The sequence below is a fragment of the Streptococcus sp. F2 genome (assembly GCF_056500955.1).
In genome coordinates this window covers 162,648-187,803 of the sequence record NZ_JBWKAI010000001.1, presented here as the reverse complement: position 1 = coordinate 187,803, position 25,156 = coordinate 162,648, and the positions used below count along the sequence as shown (strand labels likewise).

The following is a 25,156-nucleotide window of genomic DNA, read 5'->3' as shown; positions in this document are numbered from 1 at the left end:
ATATTGCTCTTTATTTTAGTGATGTCAACTTATTGGAAGAACTCCAAGAAAATGGACAGTATTATCAGACTGTTGAAAAATCTAGGGGACAGATTGAAGTTAGAGAATACTGGGTGTCTTCCGAGATCAAATGGTTGTGTCAAAATCATCCCAAATGGCATAAGTTACGTGGTATTGGGATGACTCGTAACACGATTGATAAGGATGGACAGCTGAGTCAAGAGGAACGTTATTTTATCTTTAGCTTTAAGCCGGATGTCCTCACATTTGCCAATTGTGTACGAGGTCATTGGCAGATAGAGAGTATGCACTGGTTATTGGACGTTGTTTATCATGAAGATCATCATCAGACATTGGATAAAAGAGCCGCATTTAACCTAAATCTTATCCGAAAAATGTGCTTATATTTTCTCAAAGTGATGGTATTTCCTAAAAAAGACCTCAGTTATCGTCGCAAACAACGGTATATTTCTGTCCATTTGAAAGATTATTTAGTCCAATTATTTGAAGAAAGAGGCTAAGCAGATGATTGATTTAAAAAGGAATCTTTTCAAAATTGATGTCCGGGCACAAAAGGATGAAGAGAAAGTTTTCATGCGTACGGCGTGGATTTTAGTGCGATTTTGAATGCTATTTGAATTGAAATATGGTAAAATAGAAAGTACTAATTATTTTGGAGATGACATGAGTATCGATGATTATAGGCCGACCTATACGGTAGAGGCTGTTTATGATTTAAGGGCAAATGATTTGTTGCGTCAGGGAATTTCAGCTGTTTTAGTGGATTTGGATAATACTTTGATTGCTTGGAATAATCCGGATGGCACGCCAGAGGTTCGTGCTTGGCTGGATGAGATGACAATTGCTGACATTAGTGTTGTAGTGGTGTCAAATAATAATCATGCTCGAGTTGAGCGTGCCGTTTCGCGATTTGGTGTTGACTTTATTAGTCGTGCGATGAAGCCATTTGCTTATGGTATTGATAAGGCAATTGACCGTTATGGTTTTGATCGTGAAGAAGTGATTATGGTTGGTGATCAGTTGATGACTGATATCCGAGCTAGTCATAGAGCAGGAATTAAATCAGTATTGGTGAAGCCTCTTGTTCAGTCCGATGCTTGGAATACAAAGATTAATCGCTGGCGAGAACGTCGTGTTTTAGCGAAGTTAGAAGAAAAATATGGTAAATTATCATATCAAAAAGGAATTTAATGGAAGAATTATTTTGTATAGGCTGTGGTATCCAGATTCAATCTGAAGATAAAGAAAAAGCTGGTTTTACGCCAGCTGCTGCTTTGAAAAAGGGTATGGAAACAGGAGAGCTCTATTGTCAGCGCTGCTTTAGATTGCGGCATTATAACGAGATTACGGATGTTCATATTACCGATGATGAATTTTTAAGACTTCTTCACGAAGTGGGTGATAGTGATGCTCTTGTGGTTAATGTGATTGATATTTTTGACTTTAATGGTTCTATTATTCCCGGTTTGTCTCGCTTTATTTCTGGTAATGATGTTTTACTAGTTGGGAATAAAAAAGATATTTTGCCAAAGTCTGTTAAGGGTGGTAAAGTTACTCAATGGTTGACCGAACGTGCACACGAAGAAGGTCTTCGCCCTTTAGACGTTATGTTAACGAGCGCTCAAAATAAATATGCGATTAAAGACTTGATTGAGCGTATCAATGAGTTACGTAATGGTCGAGATGTTTATGTTGTGGGGGTCACTAATGTTGGTAAATCGACCTTAATTAATGCCATTATTCAAGAAATTACAGGGGATAAAGATGTGATTACGACGTCCCGTTTCCCTGGAACGACCCTTGATAAAATTGAAATCCCACTGGATGACGGTAGCTTCATATTTGATACGCCAGGTATTATTCATCGCCATCAAATGGCTCATTATTTATCCCCTAAAGAGCTAAAAATAGTGAGTCCTAAGAAGGAAATCAAACCTAAGACGTATCAATTAAACCCAGAACAAACTCTCTTTTTAGGTGGTTTGTCTCGCTTTGACTTTATCAATGGGGAGCGTCAAGGGTTTACAGCTTTTTTTGACAATCAACTAGAATTACATCGTACAAAATTAGCAGGAGCAAATGCTTTTTATGATAAGCATGTTGGAACTTTGTTAACTCCGCCAGGTAAGAAAGAGTTGACAGCATTTCCTAAATTGGTTCGTCATGAATTTACAATTAATCAGAAAATGGATATTGTTTTTTCTGGTCTAGGATGGATTCGTGTTAATGGTCAAAAAGACTCAAAAGCAATAGTTGCTGCATGGGCTCCTGAAGGCGTCGCTGTCATTGTTCGTAAAGCGATTATTTAAAAATAAAAAAAGAAGTTGGAAAAAAATGCTTACAAGTAAACAAAGAGCTTTCTTAAAATCTGAGGCTCATAGCTTAAAACCGATTGTACAAATTGGTAAAAATGGATTAAATGATCACATTAAGACTAGTATTCGTCAAGCTTTGGATGCTAGAGAATTGATAAAGATCACTTTGTTGCAAAATACTGATGAAGATCTTCATGAAGTTGCAGAGATTTTAGAAGAAGAAATTGGGTGTGATACGGTTTTGAAAATTGGTCGTATCTTGATTCTCTATAAGGTTTCTGCTAAGAAAGAAAACCGCAAGTTGTCCCCTAAAGTTAAAGCAATCTAGTCCTTTTATTTGTATAGGGGCTGGTCTTATGAGACGAGGACTATTGTCGCGAGAATTTTGGAGAAAGTATGGCATTAGAATTGTTGACGCCTTTTACGAAGGTGGAATTAGAGGAAGAAAAAAAAGAAAGCAACCGCAAACAGATTGGGATTTTAGGAGGGAATTTTAATCCTATTCACAATGCACACCTTGTGGTTGCAGATCAAGTTCGCCAGCAATTAGGATTAGATCAGGTGCTATTGATGCCTGAATTTAAACCACCGCATGTGGATGCCAAAGAGACTATTGATGAGAAGCATCGTCTTCGCATGTTGGAATTGGCTATTGAAGATGTTGAAGGGCTAGCTATTGAAAGCTGTGAACTTGAACGTCAGGGAATCAGCTATACTTATGATACGATGCTTTATTTGACTGAGCAGCATCCTGATGTTGATTTTTATTTTATCATCGGAGCTGATATGGTTGATTATTTGCCAAAGTGGCACCGTATTGATGAATTGGTCAAACTCGTTCAATTTGTTGGGGTTCAACGTCCAAAATATAAAGCTGGAACCTCTTACCCAGTGATTTGGGTAGATCTTCCTTTGATGGATATTTCTTCTAGTATGATTAGGGATTTTATTAAAAAAGGTCGCCAACCCAATTATCTCTTACCTAAGCGGGTTTTAGATTACATTACTCAAGAAGGTTTATATCAATGACATATGAAGATTATCTTCCTTATAGCAGGACTGAACTGTTAGCAAAAATTGCAAAGCAGATGAGCCCTAAACGTTTTAAACATGTACTTGGCGTGGAAAAAGCTGCCTTGAGTTTGGCAGAGCGGTATGGTTGTGATTCTAACAAAGCAAGCTTAGCAGCTCTTTTGCACGATTATGCTAAGGAATGTCCTGATCAGGTATTTTTAGACTTGATTGACAAGTACCAATTATCTCCAGAATTAGCTAAATGGAATAATAATGTCTGGCATGGTATGGTTGGTATTTATAAGATTCAAGAAGACCTAGGGTTGCAAGATAAAGAGATTTTGCGAGCTATTGAAATTCACACCGTTGGTGCTGCTGAGATGACCTTGCTGGATAAGGTCTTATACGTTGCTGATTATATTGAACAAGGTCGCATCTTTCCTTTGGTTGATGACGCTAGAAAAATCGCGCAGCTTGATTTGGATAAGGCTGTTGCCTATGAAACAGTGAACACTGTCGCCTATTTAGCCTCAAAAGCGCAGCCTATTTTTCCACAGACCTTAGATACATATAATGCGTTTTGCAGTTATTTAAAGGAGAAGTAATTGAAAAAGGCATTGATAACTTGGTAATGATAGGAATGCTCACTAATTATTGTATGGATACGACAGTGAGGGTTGCTTTTGAACTAGGCTATGAGGTGTCAGTGATAGAACATGGTTCAACAACTTTTGACGATGAGGACATTCAGGCTTCACTCCTGATTGACTACCATGAGAGTTTGTGGGATGGTAATTTTGCTCGAGTAGAGCCTTTAGATGTGATTTTAAATGAGGAATAAAATGAAAAAAGAAGAATTATTAGAGATTGTGGTTAAGGCTGCAGATGAAAAGCGGGCTGAAGATATGTTAGCCCTCGATTTAGAAGGTTTAACCAGTTTGACTGATTATTTTGTGATTGCGAGTGCAACAAATAGTCGTCAATTAGAGGCTATTGCAGATAATATTCGGGAAAAGGTAAAAGAGGCTGGTGGAGATGCTAGCCATATTGAAGGTGATAGTCAAGCAGGCTGGGTCTTGCTTGATTTGACTGATGTGGTGGTACATATTTTTTCTGAGGATGAGCGTTACCACTATAATCTTGAAAAATTGTGGCATGAAGCGCCTGCTGTGGCTCTAGATGCCTATTTAGCTTAACGTTACAAAGAGACCTTGTCAATACGACAGGGTTTTTGAGGATGATAATGGAACATAATTATGAAAAATTTGCATCAGTTTATGATGCCGTGATGGACGACTCTCTATATGACTTGTGGACAGATTTTTCACTTCGACATTTACCAAAGTCTAAGGGTCGAAATCGTTTGTTAGAGTTGGCCTGTGGAACTGGTATTCAGTCAGTTCGTTTTGCTCAAGCAGGTTTTGATGTGACTGGCTTAGATTTGAGTCAAGACATGTTGACTATTGCTGAAAAACGGGCTCAGTCTGCTAAAAAGAAAATTGATTTTATTCAAGGCAATATGCTGGATTTGTCACAGGTGGGGCAGTTTGATTTTGTCACTTGCTATTCGGATTCCATTTGTTATATGCAAGATGAGCCTGAGGTAGGTGATGTTTTTAAAGAAGTCTATGATGTTTTAGCGGATGATGGCATCTTTATTTTTGATGTACATTCAACCTATCAAACAGATGAACTTTTCCCAGGTTATTCCTATCATGAGAACGCAGATGATTTTGCAATGGTTTGGGATACGTATGCTGATGAAGCACCTCATTCTGTTGTTCATGAATTGACATTCTTTCTTCAAGATGAAGATGGGCGTTTTTCTCGCTTTGACGAAGTGCATGAGGAGCGAACGTATGAGTTGTTGACCTATGATATTTTGTTGGAGCAAGCTGGTTTCAAGTCATTTAAGGTCTATGCGGATTTTGAGGATAAGGAGCCGACTGAGACTAGCAAGCGTTGGTTTTTTGTGGCGCAAAAGTGAAGATAGACCTGTTTTCATAGACTGGTCATTGACAGGCTTTTAAATCGGTAAATAATCAAGAAGATGAGGATCTTATGACGGTTACAGGTATTATTGCGGAATTTAATCCTTTTCATAATGGGCACAAATACCTCTTGGAGCAAGCGCAGGGCTTAACGGTTGTTGCCATGTCTGGTAATTTTATGCAACGGGGAGAGCCAGCACTTGTGGATAAGTGGACAAGAGCTCAAATGGCATTAGCAAATGGAGCTGACCTAGTGGTTGAGCTCCCTTTTCTGGTTTCTGTGCAATCTGCCGATTATTTTGCTCAAGGGGCTGTGGCTATTTTGGAAAAACTAGGCATTGATCAGTTAATGTTTGGTACAGAAGACTATTTAGATTATCAAAGCTTGGCGACTATTTATGAGGCAAAAGCAGAGCAGATGGCAGCCTATGTGGCTGACTTACCAGAGTATCTGTCTTATCCACAAAAAACACAACATATGTGGCAGGCATTTGCAGACGTGTCGTTTACGGGTGACAAACCTAATCATATTTTAGGCTTGGCTTATACGAAGGCTTGTGCAGGTAAAGGCATTGCTCTGACTCCCATTAAGCGTCAAGGTGCGGGTTATCATTCGAAAAATAAGTCACATCAGTTTGCTTCTGCCACAGCTATTCGTAAACACCTTTCGGACAAAGTATTTGTGGATAAGTCTGTTCCTGACGCTAGCTTATTATTAACTTCTCCACAGGTTTCTTGGGATAATTATTTCCAATTGTTGACTTATCAAATTCTTACTCATGCGGACTTAACACAAATTGTTCAGGTTAATGAAGAGTTGGCAAATAGAATCAGCGCAGCAATTCGGACTGTAGAGACAATAGACGAACTGATTGATCAAGTAGCGACCAAACGTTATACGAAGGCGCGTGTACGGCGCGTGCTGACTTATATTTTGGTCAATGCCATGGAAACTTCACTACCTGAAGCAGTACATGTTTTGGGATTCTCTGATAAGGGGCGTGTCCATCTGAAGTCACTCAAACAACGTGTCTCTATCGTTTCTCGGATTGGATCAGAGCCTTGGGATGCTTTAACCCAACAAGCGGATGCGATTTACCAGCTAGGCAATCCAGCTATGGCAGAACAAACTTGGGGACGCTGGCCAATAATGCGAACAGAAAAATAAAATCATTCTTGACCCTCACGTTAGGTCATAGCTTATACTGTTTGTTAAGGTGAGACTGAGAATACTAGTAACTTAGTATCACCTTGCTGAGGAGGAAGTGGTTTGAAAACGGTAAAAGAAGTCAGTCAATTAGTTGGGCTGAGTGTGCGTACCTTGCATTATTATGATGAGATTGATTTGTTAAAACCAACCTTAGTTGGGGATAATGGCTATCGTTTTTATGATGATTATGCGCTAGCACAGCTTCAAGATATTCTACTGTTTCGCGAATTGGACTTTCCTTTGAAGACCATAAAAACATTACTGAATAGTCCGGCTTATGTTCAAGGAGCAGCTCTTGCTGATCAGATTAGATTACTGGAAATGCGTCAACAGCATTTGCAAGAACTTATCCAGCATGCTAGGGCTTTACAAGAAGGAGGAGAACAAATGGGTTTTAAGGCTTACGACCATTCTCATATTCAAGCCTTTGAAGAAGAGGTGAAGGAACGTTGGGGAAAAACAGATGCTTATGTGGCTTATGCGACTAAAACTGCTATGAGGCCAGAGCAATTATGGCAAGACATGCGAGAAATCTTTAGGGGCTTTGGAGATATCAAGGATCAAGCTGTATCTAGTCAGGCAGCTCAAAAACAGGTAGCCAAATTACAAGACTATATTAGCCAGAATCTTTATCCTTGTGAAATGGAGATATTAGAAAGTCTAGGGCTTATGTACGTTAGTGATCAGCGTTTCAAAGAGACAATAGATCAGATGGCAGGTATTGGGACAGCTACGTTTGTTAGTCATGCCATTAGTCACTATTGTCAATCCTAAAAACTGGTTCTTTATTTGTTAGGTAAAAGGTCTATGACCAATCTTGCTATGAATCATCATTACCAAAGGAGACATCTTAATACTCCTTTGGTTTTTTGTTTAGCCATAATGGGACTAATCATTGAAAAGAGGGTTTCTATGAACTCCTACGAACTTGAGGAAGCTCCCTAATGTAAGCAGGCAGTATTGTCGTCAAAATTAAGGAGGAAAGATGATACCGTTTGTTCTTATGTTTAATAGTAACAGGAATTAAGGTGAGAAAAAAGAAATAAAAACCTGCTATTCCTGAGATTGACCTAATAAACTAGTGATAAGTCTTTGTTTTAGTGATATACTTAACTAGTAAAAAATTAACTAGTTAACAGTTAAGATATGATCTTTTAAAGGAGTATAATCATTAACAATGAAACCAAGAAAACGTTTATTATGTTTAATGGGACTTGTCTTGACCTGCCAGCTAAGTTTAGCCGCTTGTCAGTCACAGGTCAAAACAGATAAGGCAGCAGAACCTAAAAAGCATCACACTCATAAAAAGAGTAAGAAAACAAGTGCTGTTAGGAGTAAGAAAAATGATAAGAAAACCGGCGTTGCTGGGATTGATAAGCCAACAGATGATGTTTTTTTATTGACAGATGAATCACAAATTGAAAGTAAAACGGCAACAGGAATTATCGTGAAACATGATGGTCATAGCCATTTTTTCTTCTAGTCTGATTTAAAAGGAAGTAAGTGGGATTATTTAATTCCTAAAGGCTATAAAGATACTTCGCGCCAAGAAACGACCTCAGCGGCAACATCAAAAGCAAGCACAACAGGTCATCACGGGGATGCACCTGCTTCAGATGGTTATGTCTTTAATCCTAATGATATTGTGTCAGAAGATGCTAAAGGCTATACGGTTCGTCATGGAGATCACTATCACTATATCTGGAAAAAGGATTTGGTAGTGACTGCTCGTCCAACAGTCCAGCAAGGACCTCAGCAATCACCATCAACAAATAGCTCTTCTGCTCATCATAAGGATAACAAGCAACCAAATGGTTCTGAGAATGGTAACCACCATGACAATATTGGTTCTCAGTATAACCATGTGGATCCATTAGGGGCCTATAGGGTTAATGCAGAAGGAAAGAAAGAATTTTCTGGAATTCACTATGCAACAAGTGATGGCTTCTTATTTGATGGTAAGCACATTATCGGAAACACAGCGGATGGTCTGCTAGTGGCTCATAATGGTCGTAAAGAAGATGTTCATCTTGTTCCTTATGCACAATTAGTGGACAGCAAATGGGCACATTTGATTCCAGAAGACAAGCGTCAGCAGGCTGAAAAGCATTATCATGGAGAAGCTGATGAAACTCCTAAAACATCTGAAAAAGGACAGGTGATGACAGGTGAAGATTTTGTCAATCAGGCCAAAGACCTTGATCCAGAATTACAACGGATTATTTTAGACAAAATAGAACGTGTTTTCCGTACCAATGCTGGGCGCTCAAAAGAAGAATTGTCGCCATTAATCAAGATTGATTTGGAAAATAATATTTTCACCTACCCGCACGATGATCATAGTCACATGGAACCCATTGATGCTTCTAAGCCATTCGGTAAAGGGGATAAGATTTATGATTTTGTTGATTACAATCTTCCAAGTAAGCCAAAATTGGAAAAACACGATGTGATTGGACCAATTTTCACAAATACCAATAGTTCTCGTGATTTAGACAAGAAAAAACTCTTAGAAACTCATCCAGAATTAAAAGAGCATTAATAGTTTTTATGCCTTGAGTTTCTTAGCGCAAGATAGTGGTGGTCAAGAAGGTTACATCAAACAGCCAGGCTCTCTTCGTGTTGGAAGTCAAGAGACTCAAGCTGTTACCTATCTCATCAAAAAAGGGCAAACGATTAACAACTTGAAAATAGAGGTACCAACTCCTCTAGCTAAGGAGCAGTATTTCTTTAAAAAATGGTCCAGTCAGTTGCCAACAGATGGTAAACTGGAGAAAGATTTGGTTCTCACAGCAGCCTTCCGTCATGATAAACATAAAAATACCCAAGCTTTCTTTACCGGAGACCCTAAAGATTTAGATGTGAATATTGGGGATTATTCCGTCGTGAATTTCACAACACTAAATCATGGGAAATTAAACTATAAAGGCAACTCACTTGCAGGCTTTAGTTTCCGAGTCCGTAATGATTTAACATGGAAGAGTGTTCTAGATAGTGGTTTCATTTTTCCGACACCTGTTCCAAATGATGATAATATCGAATTTATTCGTTGGGGAGGATCAGTAGATTTTCCGGAAGGAGCAGCTGTCAATAATAAAGTCGAGGCAAGTATTTTCTTGGATAAATTTGGTCTAAAACGTCCAATTATTGGGGCATATGTTCCAAGTGATGCTAAGAATCCGACTAAGGCTGATGATCCAAAACGTTTGCACACGAATAGTGTGACAGATCCTTATGATGAATCAAAATACATGACCATTGTGATCGATGCAGGTGAACACGCAACATTGCGGACACATTCTACGGAGAGTCGTCAATTAGCGTTTGTAGTGCGTCAAGGAACAACATAGGATGAATTTGCGAAAACTTTGGTAAATGTAGCAGTGATTCCTGAAAAAGGCTATGTTTATAAAGGACACGATTTAGCCCTTTCAAAAGGCTCTGACAAGGTTCAGCCTGGTGTTTATAAGGAAATAGTGGTTGAACAGGCGTCTGATAAGGACAAAAAACCATCTCAGGACAACTGGTTGGATGAATTCACAAAAGCTGAAGAGAAAGATGCTCAAGTAAAAACAGATGGAGCTAAACCAGGGAAGGAAGCAGAGGCTGAAAAACCAGCAGGACCTAAATCAGAAACCAATAGTCCAGAAAAAGCTGATAAAGAACCTCAAAATGCAACTCCTATTAGTTCATCAACTGATCAGGAAAAACCTAACAAATGGCATTTAGGGGATGATGAGCCAGTATCTGGGGAACCTGCGCCATTACCTCCTGTATCTGAAGAAGACGGAGATGACTTATTGCCTTAACTCCTAAGAAATGGTTATGTTAACACATCCTTAAAAAGAAACCTATGCCAGAACATTAATCGTTCTGAGCGAGGTTTCTTTTGTGTTTTTCCTTGAAAGTTCTTTCTTTTTAAAAAGTAAACCTATATAATAAACCTAGGTAACAATAAAAAGGAGACTAAAAGTGAATAAAACAGAAGCTTTAGCTATTTTGGCAAGTGGAGCAGATTGGTGGCCATACTACGCCCAAGCTATCCTAGTAAAGCAGGAGAAGTCAGGTAATCGTATTCGGCTAAACACGCTTTTAAATGCCAAAAGTGGTCTTTGTTCAGAAGATTGTGCGTACTGTGCCCAATCAAAAGATAGCAAGGCGCCTATTAATCGCTATGGGCTTTTACCAAAAGATGAGATTATTCGTAAGGCTCTAATTGCTAAGAAAAATAAATCAAGCGTTTTTTTTATTGCTTTGAGTGGTACACGATCTACAACGAGAGAAATTGCCCTTTTATGTGATGCGATTCAAGAAATCAAACACGCTATGGATATGGAAATTTGTCTCTCTATTAGTCTGGTGACTAAAGAACAGATTCAACTCTTAAAAGAGGCTGGGGTTGATCGATTGAACCATAACATTAATACCCCTCGTGAGAATTATGATAAGATTACCACGACACATACCTATCAAGACCGCGTGGATACTCTTGAAATGCTTAATGAAATAGGGGTAGACACTTGTTCAGGTTTTATTTGTGGTATGGGTGAAACGGACCAGCAATTGGTAGATCTGGCCTTTGAGCTAAAGGCTTTAGGACCTTATTCTGTTCCAGTTAATTTTTTACTGCCTATCGATGGGACAAAATTAGAGGGGCACCACCAACTAACACCAACAAAATGCCTAAAAATCCTAGTTATGCTCCGCTTATTATTTCCTGAAACAGAGTTGCGAGTTAGTGCAGGTCGGGAATATCATTTGGGCGAACTCCAACAAATGGCCTTGTTAATTGTAGATTCTATCTCTTTAGGGAATTACCTGACTGAAAAGGGAGCAGACATTTCAGACGATCAAAAGATGATTGATCAGTTAGGTTTAGCTGTTGAGGGAGTTTGTTAGGTCTAGCAATTGACTTGTTAGTTACAACCTATTACGGTGTCTTGCCTGCCTTGGAATTCTTAATTTACTATCTTTTTTGAAAGTGCTATAATAAGAGAGTTAAGATTCCTTTCGACTGAGCAGGTTGGAAAAGAAGACTATTAAAATTGTTATTAAGAGGAGACAAAAATGGGACGTAAGTGGGCAAATATTGTTGCTAAGAAAACGGCTAAAGATGGAGCAACTTCAAAAGTTTATGCTAAGTTTGGTGTTGAAATTTATGTGGCTGCCAAACAAGGTGATCCAGATCCAGAGCTAAACACAGCCCTTAAATTTGTTATTGATCGTGCGAAACAGGCACAAGTTCCAAAACACGTTATCGATAAAGCTATTGACAAAGCAAAAGGTAATACAGATGAAACCTTCGTTGAAGGTCGCTACGAAGGCTTTGGACCAAATGGTTCAATGATCATTGTGGATACCCTAACGTCAAATGTTAACCGTACGGCTGCCAATGTCCGCACAGCTTATGGTAAAAACGGAGGTAACATGGGGGCTGCTGGTTCAGTATCTTACATGTTTGATAAAAAAGGGGTTATCGTTTTTGCAGGAGACGATGCTGACAGTATCTTTGAACTGTTACTAGAAGCAGATGTTGAAGTTGATGATGTTGAGGCAGAAGAAGGAACAATCACTGTTTACACTGCTCCAACAGATCTTCATAAGGCTATCTTGGCTCTTCGTGAATCAGGTATTGCTGAATTCCAAGTCACAGAGCTTGAAATGATTCCTCAATCAGAAGTAACGCTTGAAGGTGATGATCTTGCGACTTTTGAAAAATTAGTAGACGCTTTGGAATCTGACGATGATGTTCAAAAAGTTTACCATAACGTTGCAGATTTTTAATCTAAACAAGCAAAGGAAGAGCTGAAAATGGATTTCGGCTCTTTTTGAAACGTTATCTAAGAAACTGTTGCTAAAAAGATGTTAGGTTGTTTGCTTTATTCATAAAAAAGGTAATAGCAAAAGTGTATCAGCTTGATAGGAATTAATTATTAGTTAACTCTAATTAAAAGTGGTACACTAGACACAAGAACAAAAAGGAGAGATAGGATGATTAAAAAACAATATTTAGGAATGGCAACAATTGCCCTAGCATCAACCCTTGTGCTAGCAGCTTGTGGGTCCTCAAAAACAGCTGAGTCAGGAAATCAGGGGAGTTCTAAAGAAGTCTTATTTGCAACGGTTGGAACAACAGCTCCCTTTTCTTATGAAAAAGGTGGTCAACTAACTGGTTACGATATTGAGGTGGCTAAAGCAGTCTTTAAAGGATCGGATGATTACAAGGTGTCCTTTAAGAAAACAGAATGGTCTTCTATCTTTACAGGTTTGGACTCAGGAAAATACCAGATGGGTGGTAACAACATTTCCTTTACCAAAGAGCGTTCAGCTAAGTACCTCTTTTCCTATCCAATCGGTGCAACACCGTCTGTTTTAGTTGTTCCAAAAGACAGTGATATCAAATCTTATGATGATATTGAGGGGCACTCTACTCAAGTCGTTCAAGGAACAACCAGTGTTACCCAGCTAGAAGCCTTTAATAAGGAACACAGTGACAAACCGGTTACTCTAAAATTCACCAATGAGAACATTACCCAAATGTTAACCAATTTGAGTGAAGGTAAGGCAGATTTCAAGATTTTTGATGCCCCAACCGTTAATGCCATTATTAAAAATCAAGGGTTAGATAATCTCAAAACAATTGAACTCACCTCAACAGAGCAACCATTTATTTATTTTATCTTTAGTCAAGATCAAGAGAAATTGCAAAGCTTTGTTAACAAGCGTATTAAAGAATTGACTGCTGACGGAACTCTTAGCAAGCTCGCCAAAGAGCACCTTGGCGGTGACTATGTGCCATCAGATAAAGAGATAAAACTTCCTAAAGCTAACTAAACCAGCTATTAACCAGTTATTCATCTAGAAGACTGGTTTTTTTGTCAATTGATATATAGTTTTTAACTATAGATTTTCCTAAAAAATGCCAATTTGAAAACTATAACAACTTGAGCTAAACTAAAACACATAGAAAGCAGAAAGGAATTAGGAAATGACAATAAAACGATTTGTAACCATTTTAGGAGTAGCTGCCTGCGCTGGGGTAGTTTTGACAGCTTGTTGTGGTAAAAAAGAAGATGCTAAAACCGTCACTGTTGGTTTAATGACAAAAACAGCTTCAGATGAGGCACGTTGGGACAAAATTGAGGAGACCTTGAAGAAAGATGGGATCAAACTAGTCTATAAAGAATTCACGGATTACTCGCAACCCAATAAGGCTGTCGCTTCTGGCGAAGTAGATATCAATGCCTTCCAAACTTATAATTACCAAGATAACTGGAACAAAGAAAATAAGGGAAATCTGGTGACTATTGCTGAAACTTATATTAGTCCTCTTAACCTCTTTTCTGGAACAGATCAGGCTGGCAAAGCCAAATATCAGTCAGTAGATGATTTGCCAAAAGGAGCTCAAATTGCTATTCAAAATGATGCCACAAATGCTAGCCGTGCCCTCTTTGTGTTACAGGGTGCGGGGTTGATTACCTTAAATGTTTCCAGTGACAAGTTAGCCAGTCAAGCTAATATTGTGGAGAATAAAAAAGGCATTACTATTAAAGAGTTAGACGCCAGTCAAACAGCGCGTGCACTTAAATCGGTTGATGCAGCTATTGTCAACAATAACTATGCCGTCCCTGCTAAATTAGACTATAAGTCATCACTATATAAAGAAAAGGCGGACGAAAATGCCAAGCAGTGGTTTAATATCTTAACAGGAAAGAAAGGTTGGGAAAAGTCACCTAAAGCTAAAGCCATTAAAGCCCTCGTCAAGGCATACCAAACCGATGAGGTCAAAAAGATTATTATCAAGACATCCAACGGCGTTGATTTGCCGGTTTGGGACAAGTAAGACTAAAGGAGCGTTTCTCAACCTCTAAAAAGTCTAAGCTTTTTTAAAAGCTTGGGCTTTTTAAAACATCAAGATATAGTTTTAAACTATATATAATACTAGCTATTTCCAATTTGAAAACTATATCTGAATAAGATAGAATAGACACAGTTATTAAATGAATTGAGGATAGATGAATGACATTAAAAAAAGTTATTGGATTAGTTGGGATTGCTCTTGCATCAACAGTATTGGTGGCTTGTTCAGGACAACAAGATGATAAAAATACCTTAACGATTGGGGTCATGACAAAAACATCATCAGACCAAGCCAGATGGGACAAAGTCGAAGAACTGTTGAAAAAAGACAAGATTACCTTGAAGTACAAAGAATTCACAGATTATTCCCAACCTAACAAGGCTGTTGCCAATGGTGAGGTTGATATTAATGCCTTCCAACACTATAATTTCTTGAACAACTGGAACAAGGAAAATAAGGAACATTTGGTGGCTATTGCTGATACCTACATCAGTCCAATTAACCTTTTCTCTGGAACGAGTCAAGATGGGAAAGCTAAATACAAGTCAGTAGCTGATCTGCCAAATGGTGCTCAAATTGCAGTACCAAATGATGCGACCAATGAAAGCCGTTCTCTTTATGTGTTGCAATCAGCTGGTCTCATTAAATTGAATGTTTCTGGTGATCAATTAGCAACCATTGCTAATATTTCAGAAAACAAAAAGAAATTAGATATCAAAGAATTAGATGCTAGCCAAACTGCACGCGCCTTGGTATCAGCTGATGCGGCTATTGTCAATAATAGTTACGCTGTTCCTGCAAAAATTGACTACAAAACCTCTCTTTTCAAAGAAAAAGCAGATGACAATTCAAAACAGTGGATTAACATTATTGCAGGTCAAAAAGATTGGGAAAAATCAGAGAAGGCTGATGCTATTAAAAAACTCATCAAGGCTTACCAAACTGATGACGTGAAGAAGGTAGTTGATAAGACTTCAAATGGTGTTGATGTGCCCGTATGGTAAAGCTTTAACAATTGTTATAACAGGAGGATAGAGGCGTGTCTAGCACGCCCTTTCTTGCATTAAGGAGGAAAAGTATGGAGATGTCCACAATAGAGGAACAGTTAAAAGATTGTTGGGAGCACCCTATAACCAAAGATTATCTAGTCGTGCTGCGTCAGTTAATTGCTCACCGCTCTATTTTTGCACAACAACTAGGGCTTGAAGAAACTGCTCAGTTTTTAAAAGAGATTTTTAGTGCTGCAGGAGCTCAAGTTATTGTGGATCAGTCCTATGCGGCTCCTTTTATATTAGCTACCTTTAAGAGCCCTCGACCAGATGCCAAGACAGTCATTTTTTATCAGCACTATGACACGGTACCTGCTGATTCTGACCAAAAATGGTCTAGTGATCCCTTTACCTTAACAGAACGAGAAGGTCATTTGTATGCAAGAGGCGTAGATGATGATAAGGGGCATATTATTGCTAGGTTAACAGCTCTTGTGAAATACCTTTCTCAAGCACAGACTCTGCCTGTTACCATTGTGTTTATGTTGGAAGGCGCCGAAGAATCTGCCTCAGTAGACTTAGAAAAATATCTGAAAAAGTATGCAAGGAACTTGCAGGAAGCAGACCTCTTGATTTGGGAACAAGGTATTCGAAATGAACAAGACCAATTGGAATTAACTGGCGGCAATAAAGGGATTTTAACCTTTGATATGACTGTTGAGAGTGCTAAGCTTGATATCCATTCTAAATACGGTGGGGTAATTGATTCAGCAACCTGGTATTTGCTAGAAGCTATCGCTTCTTTGCGAGATAGGAATGGCCGTCTTTTAGTGCCAGCCATTTATGAGCAGGTGCAGGAACCAACTAAGCGAGAACTAGATCTGATTGAGACCTATGCTATCGAACAGTTGGATGATTTTAAAAAGCTTTACGGACTAGAGCTTCCTATGTTACAATCAGAACGGCGTGATTTTTTGAAAACCTATTATTACCAACCGTCCATAGGTATTCAAGGAATACAGTCGGGTTATCAGGGACAGGGCGTCAAAACCATTATTCCTTCACAGGCTTCCGCTAAGATGGAGGTTCGTCTAGTGCCTGGACTTGATCCCAAAATCGTGTTCGAGCAGATTCAAACTCATTTGTTAGACAAAGGTTTTGATAAGGTCAATGTGACCTATACGTTGGGAGAAAAAAGTTATCGTAGTGATTTGTCTGCGCCAGCTATTCAACAAGTGATAGAAGTGGTGAAGTCCCTTTACCCTAAAGGATTATCCCTTTTACCAACGTCAGCTGGAACAGGGCCTATGCACACTGTCTTTGAAGCACTTGGAGTTCCAATTGTAGCATTTGGGTTGGGTCATGCTAATAGTCGGGATCATGCAGGCGATGAAAATATTGCTATCGCAGATTATTGTCGCCATATCGTACTAATAGAGGAGTTATTAAAATCTTATGAATGAAGCGATTATTCAATTAGATCATATTGATATTACCTTTCATCAAAAAAAACGGGTTATTGAGGCCGTTAAAGATGTCACGGTTCATATTAATCAGGGAGATATTTATGGCATTGTGGGGTATTCAGGTGCTGGGAAATCAACCCTTGTGCGTGTGATTAACCTACTACAAGCACCAACAAATGGGAAAATCATCGTAGATGGAGACGTAACCTTTGACCGAGGGAAAATTCAATTGCCAGCTGAGGCCCTTCGCCAAAAACGTCGTGATATTGGCATGATTTTTCAGCATTTCAATTTAATGGCTCAAAAAACAGCCAAAGAAAATGTTGCCTTTGCTCTCCGCCATTCGTCGTTAAGTAAGACTGAGAAAGAACAGAAAGTTATCGAGCTGCTAGAACTTGTAGGTTTATCAGAGAGAGCAGATAACTATCCTGCCCAGTTATCGGGTGGGCAGAAACAAAGGGTGGCTATTGCGCGTGCCTTAGCCAATGATCCTAAAATTTTAATTTCAGATGAGGCCACATCAGCACTAGATCCAAAGACCACCAAACAAATCTTGGCGCTCTTGCAGGAATTAAACAGCAAACTTGGCCTCACCATTGTCATGATCACCCATGAAATGCAAATTGTTAAGGATATTTGTAATCGTGTTGCTGTTATGCAGAATGGTGTGTTGATTGAAGAAGGTTCTGTTCTCGATATTTTTTCAGATCCAAAAGAGGCATTGACACAGGAATTTATTACCACTGCAACGGGGATTGATGAGGCTTTAGAAAAAATTAACCAACAAGACATTGTCAAACACTTACCTGCAGATGCCCTTCTAGCTCAGTTGAAATATGCAGGAACGTCTACTGATGAGCCTTTGCTGAATAGTATTTACCGTCAATTTGAAGTGACAGCTAATATTTTGTATGGCAACATTGAAATTTTAGATCATGTCCCAGTTGGTGAAATGATTGTTGTACTGGAAGGTAATGCAGCGAATATTGCTGCGGCTGAAAAAGCTTTGCATGAAGCTGGTGTTGATGTCAGCATATTGAAGAGAGGAGCCTAGATGACACAGTTAATTCAAACCTATTTACCAAATGTTTATGAGCTTGGCTGGTCAGGTGACGCGGGTTGGGGACTAGCTATTTGGAACACTTTATACATGACCATCGTGCCTTTTATTGTTGGTGGGACCATTGGTCTGTTTGTTGGCTTATTACTTGTACTAATGGGGCCTGGTGGTGTGATAGAAAACAAGTTAGCTTGCTGGATTATTGATAAAATCACTTCTATTTTCCGTGCTATTCCTTTTATCATTTTAATTGCTATTTTAGCTAGCTTTACTTACCTGATTATGGGAACTATTTTAGGAGCAACTGCTGCCTTGGTACCATTGACCTTTGCAACTTTTCCTTTCTTTGCTCGTCAAGTACAGGTTGTTTTTTCAGAACTTGATAAAGGAGTAATTGAAGCAGCACAGGCTTCGGGAGCTACCTTCTGGGATATTGTCAAAGTGTATTTGAGCGAGGGTCTCCCTGACTTGATCCGTGTGTCAACTGTAACCTTGATTTCCTTGGTTGGTGAAACAGCGATGGCGGGAGCTATCGGAGCTGGAGGTCTAGGAAATGTGGCCATTTCTTACGGCTACAATCGTTTTAATAATGATGTGACCTGGGTTGCAACTATTATTATCCTTTTGATTATTTTTGCTATCCAATTTATTGGTGATAGCTTGACCAGACGGTTTAGTCATAAATAAACGAAACAACACCCTAAGTAAAAACTTAGGGTGTTGTTGTTTAGATGATGTCATTAGCTTTTCTTCGTTTTACTTAGAATGAGTCCGAGTAGGAATCCAATAATGGCAAAGATAATCCATCCCATTGAAAATTGTCCAAGTGGAACTGTTTTTTGGAAGAAAGTTGTCACTGGCTCTGGCAAGTTGAAGAGACCAGTCATTTGAGAAAGTGTGGATAAGGCATCAAAAATAGCAGGAATAATAGTGAGTCCAATAGTTGTTCGATAAACGATAGAATCATTGTTAAAGTATTTTTGTGCCAAGACAAGGAAAATTAAATCGACTGTTAATGGGTATAAAAGGAATAAAACAGGTGCCGACCAGTTGATGATAACAGATAAACCACCAAAGTAGAAGAAGGCAGAAACCAGAGTAAAAATAGTTGACCAGACAATATGAGATAGAGCAGGAACTAATTTATGGAAATATTCAGCACTTGAGGTGATTAATCCTGTGGAGGTGGTTAGACAGGCCAAAAAAATGACAATAGCAAGAAAGGCTTGCCCGATACTACCTAGATAGAAACGAGAGGCATGACTTAAGATCTGACCACCATTGACAGGACTACCATCGAGGGTAAAACTGCCATCAATAAAAGGAAACAGGGATTGTGAGGTCGCTCCAATACGGCCAACAAAGATATAGACAAAAGCTAATAAGAAAATAGCAATGGTTCCAGAGATAAGGGTGACTTTGGTAACTTCTTTGTCAGTTTTAGCTCCAAATTGTTTGGTCGCTTCAATGACGAGAATGGCAAAAACAAGTGATGCCAAGGCATCCATAGTCCCATACCCTTGAATCAGTCCTGCAATAAAAGGAAGGTCTTTGAAAGCATTGTTAACCCCAATCCCTGCGTTGAAGGCATTCCCATAATCACCTGCTGGGTGAACAAAAGAAGCAATGACCAAGATAGCAATCACAACTAACAAGGTTGGCGTCAAGAATTTACCGATGTTTTCAGCCAATTTACTAGGTCTAATGGCCAGAAAATAAGATAGCCCAAAGAAAAGAACAGCATAGATAGCTTTATTGGTAAAATTATCTCCTAAAATCGGTGCAATCCCCACTGAAAAGGAAGTAGCACCTGTTCTTGGGATGGCAAAGAAAGGCCCGATAGAGAGGTATAGAACAGAGGAGTAAAAGATAGCGTACCATTTGGAAATAGGACGTGCTAAGCTCTCCACATCATCTGAACCAGACTTAGCGACAGCAATTACTCCTAAGAGGGGCAAGGAAACACCGGTTAAACAAAAACCAATAATGGACCATAAAATGTTATGACCTGAGTAGATGCCTAGAAATGCTGGATAAATGAGGTTGGCAGCTCCGAAAAAGAGGGCAAATAACATAAACCCGATAACAATATATACATTTTTCTGTTTCATTTATGAATAGTCTTTCTATTAATACTAATTTGAAGATTCTAACAATTTTAACGATATATATGTTAAAATGACAACAGAAGCTATTATATCGAAGATTAGTCTTATCGTCAATAGAAGATCAGTGCAGAAGAAGCGCGCTACCCTCTTTTCTTCTCTCCGACTCACCCGATTTGACGAATAGCTAGAATTATATTATTATAAAAAACATGTAACTTTATAACTTTAGTAAGGATGTGACGAATGAAAAAAGTATGTGAACTATGGGTTAGGGTTAGCCTAATCAAAAAAATTGGTATTGGTGTGGTCATTGGTGTTATTTTAGGACTTCTTGTTCCTGATTTTACGGGATTAAGCATTCTAGGGAAGTTATTTGTAGGTGGTTTAAAAGCTATTGCTCCTTTCCTTGTTTTTGCTTTGGTTTCTCAAGCTATTTCTCATCAGAAAAAAGGGAAAGAGACCAATATGACCCTAATCATTGTTCTCTATTTATTTGGGACTTTTGCAGCAGCTTTGGTAGCTGTTTTGACGACCTATTTATTCCCGCTGACCTTGATTTTAAATACGCCAGTCAATACTGAATTTTCAGCACCTCAAGGGGTGGCCGAAGTCTTTCAAACACTCTTACTAAAACTGGTTGATAATCCTATCAATGCCTTGGCGACAGCTAATTATATTGGTGTTTTATCATGGGCTTTAGTCTTTGGACTAGCCTTAAAAGCAGCAAGTAAAGAAACAAAGCATCTTATCAAAACAGCAGCAGAAGTAACCTCACAAATTGTGGTTTGGATTATTAATTTGGCACCAATCGGAATCATGAGTCTAGTTTTTGCGACTATTTCAGAAAATGGCATTGGGATTTTATCTGATTATGCCTTGTTAATTCTTGTTTTAGTGGGGACTATGGCTTTTGTTGCTCTCGTCATTAACCCTCTCATTGGGTTTGTGGTGATGAGACAAAATCCTTATCCCTTGGTGTTAAGATGTTTACGTGAATCAGGTATCACCGCTTTCTTCACAAGAAGTTCAGCAGCTAATATTCCAGTTAACATGCAACTTTGTGAAGATCTTGGGCTAAGTAAAGATACCTATTCGGTGTCAATCCCTCTTGGGGCAACCATCAATATGGGTGGTGCAGCCATTACGATTAATGTTTTGACACTTGCAGCGGTTCATACATTCGGTATTCAAATTGATTTTCTAACGGCTCTCTTATTGAGTGTTGTTGCAGCAGTATCTGCCTGTGGTGCTTCAGGTGTTGCAGGAGGATCCTTACTCCTTATCCCAGTAGCATGTAGTTTATTTGGTATCTCAAATGACCTTGCGATGCAGGTTGTTGGTGTTGGCTTTATTGTTGGGGTGATTCAAGACTCTTGCGAAACAGCTCTCAATTCATCAACCGATGTCCTTTTCACAGCTATTGCTGAAAATGCTTTTTGGAAACGTAAGCAAGCCTAATGAAGGTAACAAAAATATCTAAAAACGATTCTTGGAGTTCTCCAAGAATCGTTTTTGTTATTTAAGATAGCCAAGATAATCAAATTTTTCAAACGTGTGGTCATTAGCGATGGCTACAATGATAGTATTGGGTTCTAAAGGTTCGAAAGGTTTGACATTGGTATCTAAGGTTTTAACTTCTTTTTGACGCATGCCAATCACATTTAATTCATATTTGCGACGAACATCTAGTTCGGAAAGAGATTGTCCTTCCCAGCTTTTAGGAATGACAAATTCAATCATCGAAATACCATGTTCCAAATAGATGATGCTTTCAATATGTCGTCTGAGAAGGTTTGAAGCAACACGTTTTCCGGAATCACGCTCAGGAGTGATGACTTTAGTTGCTCCGATACCATATAGAACTTCTTCAAAAATTTTATTTTTAGCTTTGGCAATAATGGTTGGAACACCCAATTTTTTACAGTGCATGACAGCAAGAACTGAGGATTCCAAGTTATTTCCTGAAGCGATAACTACGGTGTCACAATGTTCAATCCCGACAGCTAGTAAAAATTCTTTGTCAGTAATGTCTCCCACAGCAGCCTTAGTCACTAAATCAGCAACTTCTTTGACATGGCTTTCTCGAATATCAATGGCAATAACATCTTGATCGAAATTACTTAATTCTCTAGCAACAGTACGGCCAAAGATACCAAGACCAAGAACACCGACAGTTTTACGTTTTAACATGTTTTCTCCTTAACCCACTAGAATATCGGTAGTGGCATATTGAATGGTTTTTTCTTTTCGTTGAATTAAACTGATGAGGACAGTGATTGGGCCAACACGGCCAACAAACATAAGGACAATAATAATCAGACGTCCTGCTGTTGATAGCTGTGGTGTTAAATCCATGGACACACCAACAGTGGCGATGGCTGAAATAGATTCGAATAAAAGGGGAATCGGAGCAATATTTGGCTCCACACTAAGCAAAAGGATATAGCCTGTCATCAAGACGGCAAAGAAGAAAATGAGCACCGTCATGGTCTGCTTAATAGTTTTATTAGCAATAATGCGATTTCGGAAGGTAACTTCTGATTGTCCAGATAGTTCTGCTTTGAAGAGTAAAAAGGTGATGGCAGCTGTTGTTACTTTGATACCACCCGCAGTCCCTCCAGGAGCGCCTCCGATAACCATTTGAATCATATAAAGAATATTGGTGGGTGCCAGAGTATCGTTATAGGAAATTGTTGCAAAACCCGCAGTCCTCATGGTAACTGTTTGGAAGAAAGAAACCATGAATTGTTGAAACTGATTGTAATTGGCAATGGTTTTACTGTTGTCTTTTTCTAAAAACCAAGATAAGAAAGTTCCAAGAACCAGAATGACAGTAGTTGTTTGAATAACTAATCTAGATTGATTGGATAACTTACGAAAGGTTGCACCATAGCAGTGGGGCCGCTCGAAAAAGAATTTTTTGACAGCGAGTCCAAGATCTACCCAAACAGCAAACCCTAAACCTCCTGAAATAATTAAGAAGGTAACAATAAGATTGAGTGTGGGATTCAAAACAAAGTCCTTGAGACTAGAATTTCCCAAGTTATCAAAGCCAGCATTACAAAAGGCAGAGATGGCTAAAAAGATACTGTTAAAAATGCCATTTTTCCATCCAAAACGAGGAATAAAGTCCGTCATAATGACAAGCGCAGCGATTGCTTCAAGCCCAAAGGTCACTTTATAAGCAAAGAAAAGATAGTGCTTTAAATCCTTACTATCCCCACGGTTCAAGGCTGATTGGAGCAAAGTTTGATCGCTCAGCCGCATTTTACGTTTCAAGGCAAAGGTACTCATGGCAATCAAAGTGACCAAACCAAGTCCGCCAATTTGCATGAGCATCATGGTAATGGTTTGTCCGATGCCATTATAGACCTCAGCAACGGGAACAACGGATAGTCCTGTCACACATACCATTGAAACCACATTAAAGAAATGGTCAAGATAGACAGTTTCAGGTCCGTTTTGATAATGGGTAAAAGGCATGGATAACAAGAGAGTCCCAATCAAAATCACAATCGCAAAACTAAAGGTTAAACGCTGTGTGACCGATAAGGATTTGATAAATGAGCGTTTCATGTTTCCTCCATAATAATATCTCATACTATGATAACAAAAATAAGCTAAAAAAGCTAAGTTTGCTCTTAGCTTTTAACTAGTCTTTATAAAGGTTTCTTGTTGGGTAATCCTGCTTTGCGAGGGTATTTATTTGGGGTTTCCTTTTTCTTTTCAACAACGGTGATATAGCGAGCATCCCCGTTTGGTAATTGATAATGATGGTTAGTCGTTACCTTACCAAAGAGAAAGGAGAGGGCTGTTTTGGCATCTTCTAATTCTTGGTCAGCGGCTTGTGCTTTTAAAGCAATCAGCCTTCCGCCAATTTTTAGAAAAGGAATCGTTAATTCAGCTAAAACTTGCATCCGGGCGACTGCTCTAGCGGTGACGACATCAAATTGTGCACGGAAGTCCTTGTCCTGACCAAAATCTTCTGCTCTACCATGGAAAAAATGCACCTTGTCTAATGCTAAGGATTCTGCCAAATGCGTTAGAAAAGCAATTCGTTTGTTGAGAGAGTCGATGATAGTAACTTCGAGATTTGGAAAGAGAATCTTCATAGGTAGGCTAGGAAAGCCAGCTCCTGCCCCAATATCTAATAAACGAATCGGTTCATTGGCTAAAAAGCCCTGTAAGATAGGAGCGATAGAGTCATAGAAATGCTTGAGATAAACGTCATTTTCTTCCGTGATGGCGGTTAAATTAATCTTGTTGTTCCACTCCACTAGCAATTTGAAATAAGTATCAAATTGCTCTTTTTGTTTCATGGTTAAAGGAAAACCATCTTCCTCTAAGGTGTGGTAAAATTCTTGGGGTGTCATTTGTATCCTCTGTCTTTGATTATTGCTATTATTTTACCATAAAATACAGGAATAAAAAAATCTCATAAAAATCATTAGAAATAGGTCCTCAATACTTGCTATTAACTTGAAAATTGCTATAATTGAGACACAAAGATTAAAGGAGACATACTATGCCAACAGTTTTGATTATCTTAGTCGTTTTAGGGTTGCTTGCTCTATGGTTGATGGTAAGTTACAATAGCCTAGTCAAATCTCGAATGCATACCAAAGAAGCTTGGAGTCAAATTGATGTGCAGTTGAAACGTCGTAATGACTTGATTCCAAATCTTATTGAGACTGTTAAAGGTTATGCTAACTACGAGCAAAAAACATTTGAAAAAATCACTGATTTGCGTGCGCGTGTTGCTAATGCCTCAACCCCTCAAGAAACCATGGCAGCTTCTAATGAATTGAGTAAACAGGTGACCCATTTATTCGCGGTCGCTGAGAATTACCCAGACTTAAAAGCCAATGAAAACTTTTTGAAATTGCAAGAAGAGTTGACTAATACGGAAAATAAAATCTCATATTCTCGTCAACTATACAATTCAACAACTTCTAATTATAACTTGAAATTAGAATCTTTCCCAAGCAACATCGCAGGTAAACTATTCGGCTTTAAACCAAGTGAATTCTTGCAAACACCTGAAGCTGAAAAAGAGGTGCCTAAAGTAGGCTTTACCTTTTAAGCTTCAGCAAGAAACGACAAATCATCGTAAGAGAAGGG

At 38.8% G+C, this 25,156-nt stretch carries 29 protein-coding genes; 25 read left to right on the top strand and 4 right to left on the bottom strand.

The window, feature by feature from the left end; all coding sequences use genetic code 11:
- The 23 genes from ACYTR8_RS01020 to ACYTR8_RS00910 form a co-directional block, all read left to right on the top strand.
- Positions 1-521 (top strand): ISAs1 family transposase (locus ACYTR8_RS01020; protein ID WP_479641502.1); only part of this gene is annotated, 521 nt, incomplete at its 5' end.
- 163 nt (positions 522-684) lie between these two features.
- Positions 685-1,212, top strand: coding sequence for a YqeG family HAD IIIA-type phosphatase (locus ACYTR8_RS01015; protein WP_164714870.1), 528 nt, complete (start codon positions 685-687; stop codon positions 1,210-1,212).
- Positions 1,212-2,330 (top strand): ribosome biogenesis GTPase YqeH, encoded by a 1,119-nt coding sequence (gene yqeH, locus ACYTR8_RS01010; RefSeq protein WP_111715194.1) that lies wholly within the window; start codon positions 1,212-1,214, stop codon positions 2,328-2,330. Before ACYTR8_RS01015 ends, yqeH begins: the two co-directional genes overlap by 1 nt.
- A gap of 25 nt (positions 2,331-2,355) precedes the next feature.
- Positions 2,356-2,664, top strand: coding sequence for a ribosome assembly RNA-binding protein YhbY (yhbY, locus tag ACYTR8_RS01005; RefSeq protein WP_111715196.1), 309 nt, complete (start codon positions 2,356-2,358; stop codon positions 2,662-2,664).
- A gap of 68 nt (positions 2,665-2,732) precedes the next feature.
- On the top strand, positions 2,733-3,365 hold the full coding sequence (locus ACYTR8_RS01000) for a nicotinate-nucleotide adenylyltransferase (RefSeq protein ID WP_218655088.1): 633 nt from the start codon (positions 2,733-2,735) through the stop codon (positions 3,363-3,365).
- Positions 3,362-3,955: a bis(5'-nucleosyl)-tetraphosphatase (symmetrical) YqeK gene (gene yqeK, locus ACYTR8_RS00995; protein ID WP_111715199.1), complete on the top strand. Its 594-nt coding sequence runs from the start codon at positions 3,362-3,364 to the stop codon at positions 3,953-3,955. Before ACYTR8_RS01000 ends, yqeK begins: the two co-directional genes overlap by 4 nt.
- A complete protein-coding gene (locus ACYTR8_RS00990) occupies positions 3,931-4,191 on the top strand; it encodes an isochorismatase family protein (RefSeq protein ID WP_231872004.1) in 261 nt (86 codons plus the stop codon). Before yqeK ends, ACYTR8_RS00990 begins: the two co-directional genes overlap by 25 nt.
- Position 4,192: 1 nt before the next feature.
- Complete coding sequence (gene rsfS, locus ACYTR8_RS00985) at positions 4,193-4,546, top strand: ribosome silencing factor (RefSeq protein WP_003049699.1); 354 nt, start codon at positions 4,193-4,195, stop codon at positions 4,544-4,546.
- A gap of 47 nt (positions 4,547-4,593) precedes the next feature.
- Positions 4,594-5,337, top strand: a complete 744-nt coding sequence (locus ACYTR8_RS00980; RefSeq protein WP_111715207.1) for a class I SAM-dependent DNA methyltransferase — start codon at positions 4,594-4,596, stop codon at positions 5,335-5,337.
- Positions 5,338-5,411: 74 nt separating this feature from the next.
- Complete coding sequence (locus ACYTR8_RS00975; protein WP_269760357.1) at positions 5,412-6,509, top strand: nucleotidyltransferase; 1,098 nt, start codon at positions 5,412-5,414, stop codon at positions 6,507-6,509.
- Positions 6,510-6,611: 102 nt separating this feature from the next.
- Positions 6,612-7,325: a MerR family transcriptional regulator gene (locus ACYTR8_RS00970; protein ID WP_111715213.1), complete on the top strand. Its 714-nt coding sequence runs from the start codon at positions 6,612-6,614 to the stop codon at positions 7,323-7,325.
- A gap of 403 nt (positions 7,326-7,728) precedes the next feature.
- Positions 7,729-8,034: a hypothetical protein gene (locus ACYTR8_RS00965; protein ID WP_479641501.1), complete on the top strand. Its 306-nt coding sequence runs from the start codon at positions 7,729-7,731 to the stop codon at positions 8,032-8,034.
- Between the two features lie 33 nt (positions 8,035-8,067).
- A complete protein-coding gene (locus ACYTR8_RS00960) occupies positions 8,068-9,093 on the top strand; it encodes a pneumococcal-type histidine triad protein (protein ID WP_479641505.1) in 1,026 nt (341 codons plus the stop codon).
- A gap of 13 nt (positions 9,094-9,106) precedes the next feature.
- The gene (locus tag ACYTR8_RS00955; RefSeq protein WP_479641500.1) at positions 9,107-9,901 is read left to right on the top strand and encodes a hypothetical protein; all 795 of its coding nucleotides are present in this window, start codon (positions 9,107-9,109) and stop codon (positions 9,899-9,901) included.
- Between the two features lie 18 nt (positions 9,902-9,919).
- Entirely contained in the window at positions 9,920-10,360 is a 441-nt protein-coding gene (locus ACYTR8_RS00950) for a prolipoprotein diacylglyceryl transferase (RefSeq protein WP_231872006.1), read from the top strand.
- Between the two features lie 163 nt (positions 10,361-10,523).
- Entirely contained in the window at positions 10,524-11,450 is a 927-nt protein-coding gene (bioB, locus tag ACYTR8_RS00945) for a biotin synthase BioB (RefSeq protein ID WP_479641499.1), read from the top strand.
- A gap of 168 nt (positions 11,451-11,618) precedes the next feature.
- Positions 11,619-12,335 carry a YebC/PmpR family DNA-binding transcriptional regulator gene (locus ACYTR8_RS00940; protein ID WP_003049713.1) on the top strand — a complete coding sequence of 239 codons (717 nt, stop codon included), beginning with the start codon at positions 11,619-11,621 and terminating at the stop codon, positions 12,333-12,335.
- Between the two features lie 207 nt (positions 12,336-12,542).
- Entirely contained in the window at positions 12,543-13,385 is an 843-nt protein-coding gene (locus ACYTR8_RS00935) for an amino acid ABC transporter substrate-binding protein (RefSeq protein ID WP_111715223.1), read from the top strand.
- Positions 13,386-13,539: 154 nt separating this feature from the next.
- Positions 13,540-14,394 carry a MetQ/NlpA family ABC transporter substrate-binding protein gene (locus tag ACYTR8_RS00930; RefSeq protein WP_479640211.1) on the top strand — a complete coding sequence of 285 codons (855 nt, stop codon included), beginning with the start codon at positions 13,540-13,542 and terminating at the stop codon, positions 14,392-14,394.
- 176 nt (positions 14,395-14,570) lie between these two features.
- Complete coding sequence (locus tag ACYTR8_RS00925; RefSeq protein WP_443597688.1) at positions 14,571-15,416, top strand: MetQ/NlpA family ABC transporter substrate-binding protein; 846 nt, start codon at positions 14,571-14,573, stop codon at positions 15,414-15,416.
- A 74-nt stretch (positions 15,417-15,490) separates the two neighbouring features.
- A complete protein-coding gene (locus ACYTR8_RS00920; protein WP_479641498.1) occupies positions 15,491-16,864 on the top strand; it encodes a M20/M25/M40 family metallo-hydrolase in 1,374 nt (457 codons plus the stop codon).
- On the top strand, positions 16,857-17,921 hold the full coding sequence (locus ACYTR8_RS00915; protein WP_479641497.1) for a methionine ABC transporter ATP-binding protein: 1,065 nt from the start codon (positions 16,857-16,859) through the stop codon (positions 17,919-17,921). Before ACYTR8_RS00920 ends, ACYTR8_RS00915 begins: the two co-directional genes overlap by 8 nt.
- Entirely contained in the window at positions 17,922-18,614 is a 693-nt protein-coding gene (locus ACYTR8_RS00910; RefSeq protein ID WP_003059039.1) for a methionine ABC transporter permease, read from the top strand. It abuts the gene before it with no gap.
- A gap of 53 nt (positions 18,615-18,667) precedes the next feature.
- Here the strand turns inward: ACYTR8_RS00910 and brnQ are convergent, their stop codons facing one another.
- Positions 18,668-20,038 carry a branched-chain amino acid transport system II carrier protein gene (brnQ, locus tag ACYTR8_RS00905; protein WP_269760366.1) on the bottom strand — a complete coding sequence of 457 codons (1,371 nt, stop codon included), beginning with the start codon at positions 20,036-20,038 and terminating at the stop codon, positions 18,668-18,670.
- Positions 20,039-20,278: 240 nt separating this feature from the next.
- Here brnQ and sstT point away from each other — a divergent pair, with 240 nt between their 5' ends.
- A complete protein-coding gene (sstT, locus tag ACYTR8_RS00900; protein WP_111715239.1) occupies positions 20,279-21,493 on the top strand; it encodes a serine/threonine transporter SstT in 1,215 nt (404 codons plus the stop codon).
- A gap of 57 nt (positions 21,494-21,550) precedes the next feature.
- On the opposite strand, the gene ktrA is transcribed toward sstT, so the two are convergent.
- From ktrA to rsmG, 3 genes are all read right to left on the bottom strand, one after another.
- The gene (gene ktrA, locus ACYTR8_RS00895) at positions 21,551-22,225 is read right to left on the bottom strand and encodes a potassium uptake transporter gating subunit KtrA (protein ID WP_002991064.1); all 675 of its coding nucleotides are present in this window, start codon (positions 22,223-22,225) and stop codon (positions 21,551-21,553) included.
- A 9-nt stretch (positions 22,226-22,234) separates the two neighbouring features.
- A complete protein-coding gene (gene ktrB / locus ACYTR8_RS00890; protein ID WP_111715242.1) occupies positions 22,235-23,611 on the bottom strand; it encodes a potassium uptake transporter channel subunit KtrB in 1,377 nt (458 codons plus the stop codon).
- An 83-nt stretch (positions 23,612-23,694) separates the two neighbouring features.
- Positions 23,695-24,408, bottom strand: a complete 714-nt coding sequence (rsmG, locus tag ACYTR8_RS00885; RefSeq protein WP_443597687.1) for a 16S rRNA (guanine(527)-N(7))-methyltransferase RsmG — start codon at positions 24,406-24,408, stop codon at positions 23,695-23,697.
- Positions 24,409-24,560: 152 nt separating this feature from the next.
- On the opposite strand from rsmG, the gene ACYTR8_RS00880 reads away from it, so the two are divergent.
- Positions 24,561-25,118 carry a LemA family protein gene (locus ACYTR8_RS00880; protein WP_111715248.1) on the top strand — a complete coding sequence of 186 codons (558 nt, stop codon included), beginning with the start codon at positions 24,561-24,563 and terminating at the stop codon, positions 25,116-25,118.
- The last annotated feature ends 38 nt before the right edge of the window (positions 25,119-25,156 follow it).

What these genes read in the sequence shown, in the direction of transcription:
- ACYTR8_RS01015 (WP_164714870.1), top strand. Translation starts at nt 685, where the DNA reads ATGAGTATCGATGATTATAGGCCGACCTATACGGTAGAGGCTGTTTAT.
- yqeH (WP_111715194.1), top strand. Translation starts at nt 1,212, where the DNA reads ATGGAAGAATTATTTTGTATAGGCTGTGGTATCCAGATTCAATCTGAA.
- yhbY (WP_111715196.1), top strand. Translation starts at nt 2,356, where the DNA reads ATGCTTACAAGTAAACAAAGAGCTTTCTTAAAATCTGAGGCTCATAGC.
- ACYTR8_RS01000 (WP_218655088.1), top strand. Translation starts at nt 2,733, where the DNA reads ATGGCATTAGAATTGTTGACGCCTTTTACGAAGGTGGAATTAGAGGAA.
- yqeK (WP_111715199.1), top strand. Translation starts at nt 3,362, where the DNA reads ATGACATATGAAGATTATCTTCCTTATAGCAGGACTGAACTGTTAGCA.
- rsfS (WP_003049699.1), top strand. Translation starts at nt 4,193, where the DNA reads ATGAAAAAAGAAGAATTATTAGAGATTGTGGTTAAGGCTGCAGATGAA.
- ACYTR8_RS00980 (WP_111715207.1), top strand. Translation starts at nt 4,594, where the DNA reads ATGGAACATAATTATGAAAAATTTGCATCAGTTTATGATGCCGTGATG.
- ACYTR8_RS00975 (WP_269760357.1), top strand. Translation starts at nt 5,412, where the DNA reads ATGACGGTTACAGGTATTATTGCGGAATTTAATCCTTTTCATAATGGG.
- ACYTR8_RS00965 (WP_479641501.1), top strand. Translation starts at nt 7,729, where the DNA reads ATGAAACCAAGAAAACGTTTATTATGTTTAATGGGACTTGTCTTGACC.
- ACYTR8_RS00940 (WP_003049713.1), top strand. Translation starts at nt 11,619, where the DNA reads ATGGGACGTAAGTGGGCAAATATTGTTGCTAAGAAAACGGCTAAAGAT.
- ACYTR8_RS00935 (WP_111715223.1), top strand. Translation starts at nt 12,543, where the DNA reads ATGATTAAAAAACAATATTTAGGAATGGCAACAATTGCCCTAGCATCA.
- ACYTR8_RS00930 (WP_479640211.1), top strand. Translation starts at nt 13,540, where the DNA reads ATGACAATAAAACGATTTGTAACCATTTTAGGAGTAGCTGCCTGCGCT.
- ACYTR8_RS00925 (WP_443597688.1), top strand. Translation starts at nt 14,571, where the DNA reads ATGACATTAAAAAAAGTTATTGGATTAGTTGGGATTGCTCTTGCATCA.
- ACYTR8_RS00920 (WP_479641498.1), top strand. Translation starts at nt 15,491, where the DNA reads ATGGAGATGTCCACAATAGAGGAACAGTTAAAAGATTGTTGGGAGCAC.
- ACYTR8_RS00915 (WP_479641497.1), top strand. Translation starts at nt 16,857, where the DNA reads ATGAATGAAGCGATTATTCAATTAGATCATATTGATATTACCTTTCAT.
- ACYTR8_RS00910 (WP_003059039.1), top strand. Translation starts at nt 17,922, where the DNA reads ATGACACAGTTAATTCAAACCTATTTACCAAATGTTTATGAGCTTGGC.
- brnQ (WP_269760366.1), bottom strand. Translation starts at nt 20,038, where the DNA reads ATGAAACAGAAAAATGTATATATTGTTATCGGGTTTATGTTATTTGCC.
- sstT (WP_111715239.1), top strand. Translation starts at nt 20,279, where the DNA reads ATGAAAAAAGTATGTGAACTATGGGTTAGGGTTAGCCTAATCAAAAAA.
- ktrA (WP_002991064.1), bottom strand. Translation starts at nt 22,225, where the DNA reads ATGTTAAAACGTAAAACTGTCGGTGTTCTTGGTCTTGGTATCTTTGGC.
- ktrB (WP_111715242.1), bottom strand. Translation starts at nt 23,611, where the DNA reads ATGAAACGCTCATTTATCAAATCCTTATCGGTCACACAGCGTTTAACC.
- rsmG (WP_443597687.1), bottom strand. Translation starts at nt 24,408, where the DNA reads ATGACACCCCAAGAATTTTACCACACCTTAGAGGAAGATGGTTTTCCT.
- ACYTR8_RS00880 (WP_111715248.1), top strand. Translation starts at nt 24,561, where the DNA reads ATGCCAACAGTTTTGATTATCTTAGTCGTTTTAGGGTTGCTTGCTCTA.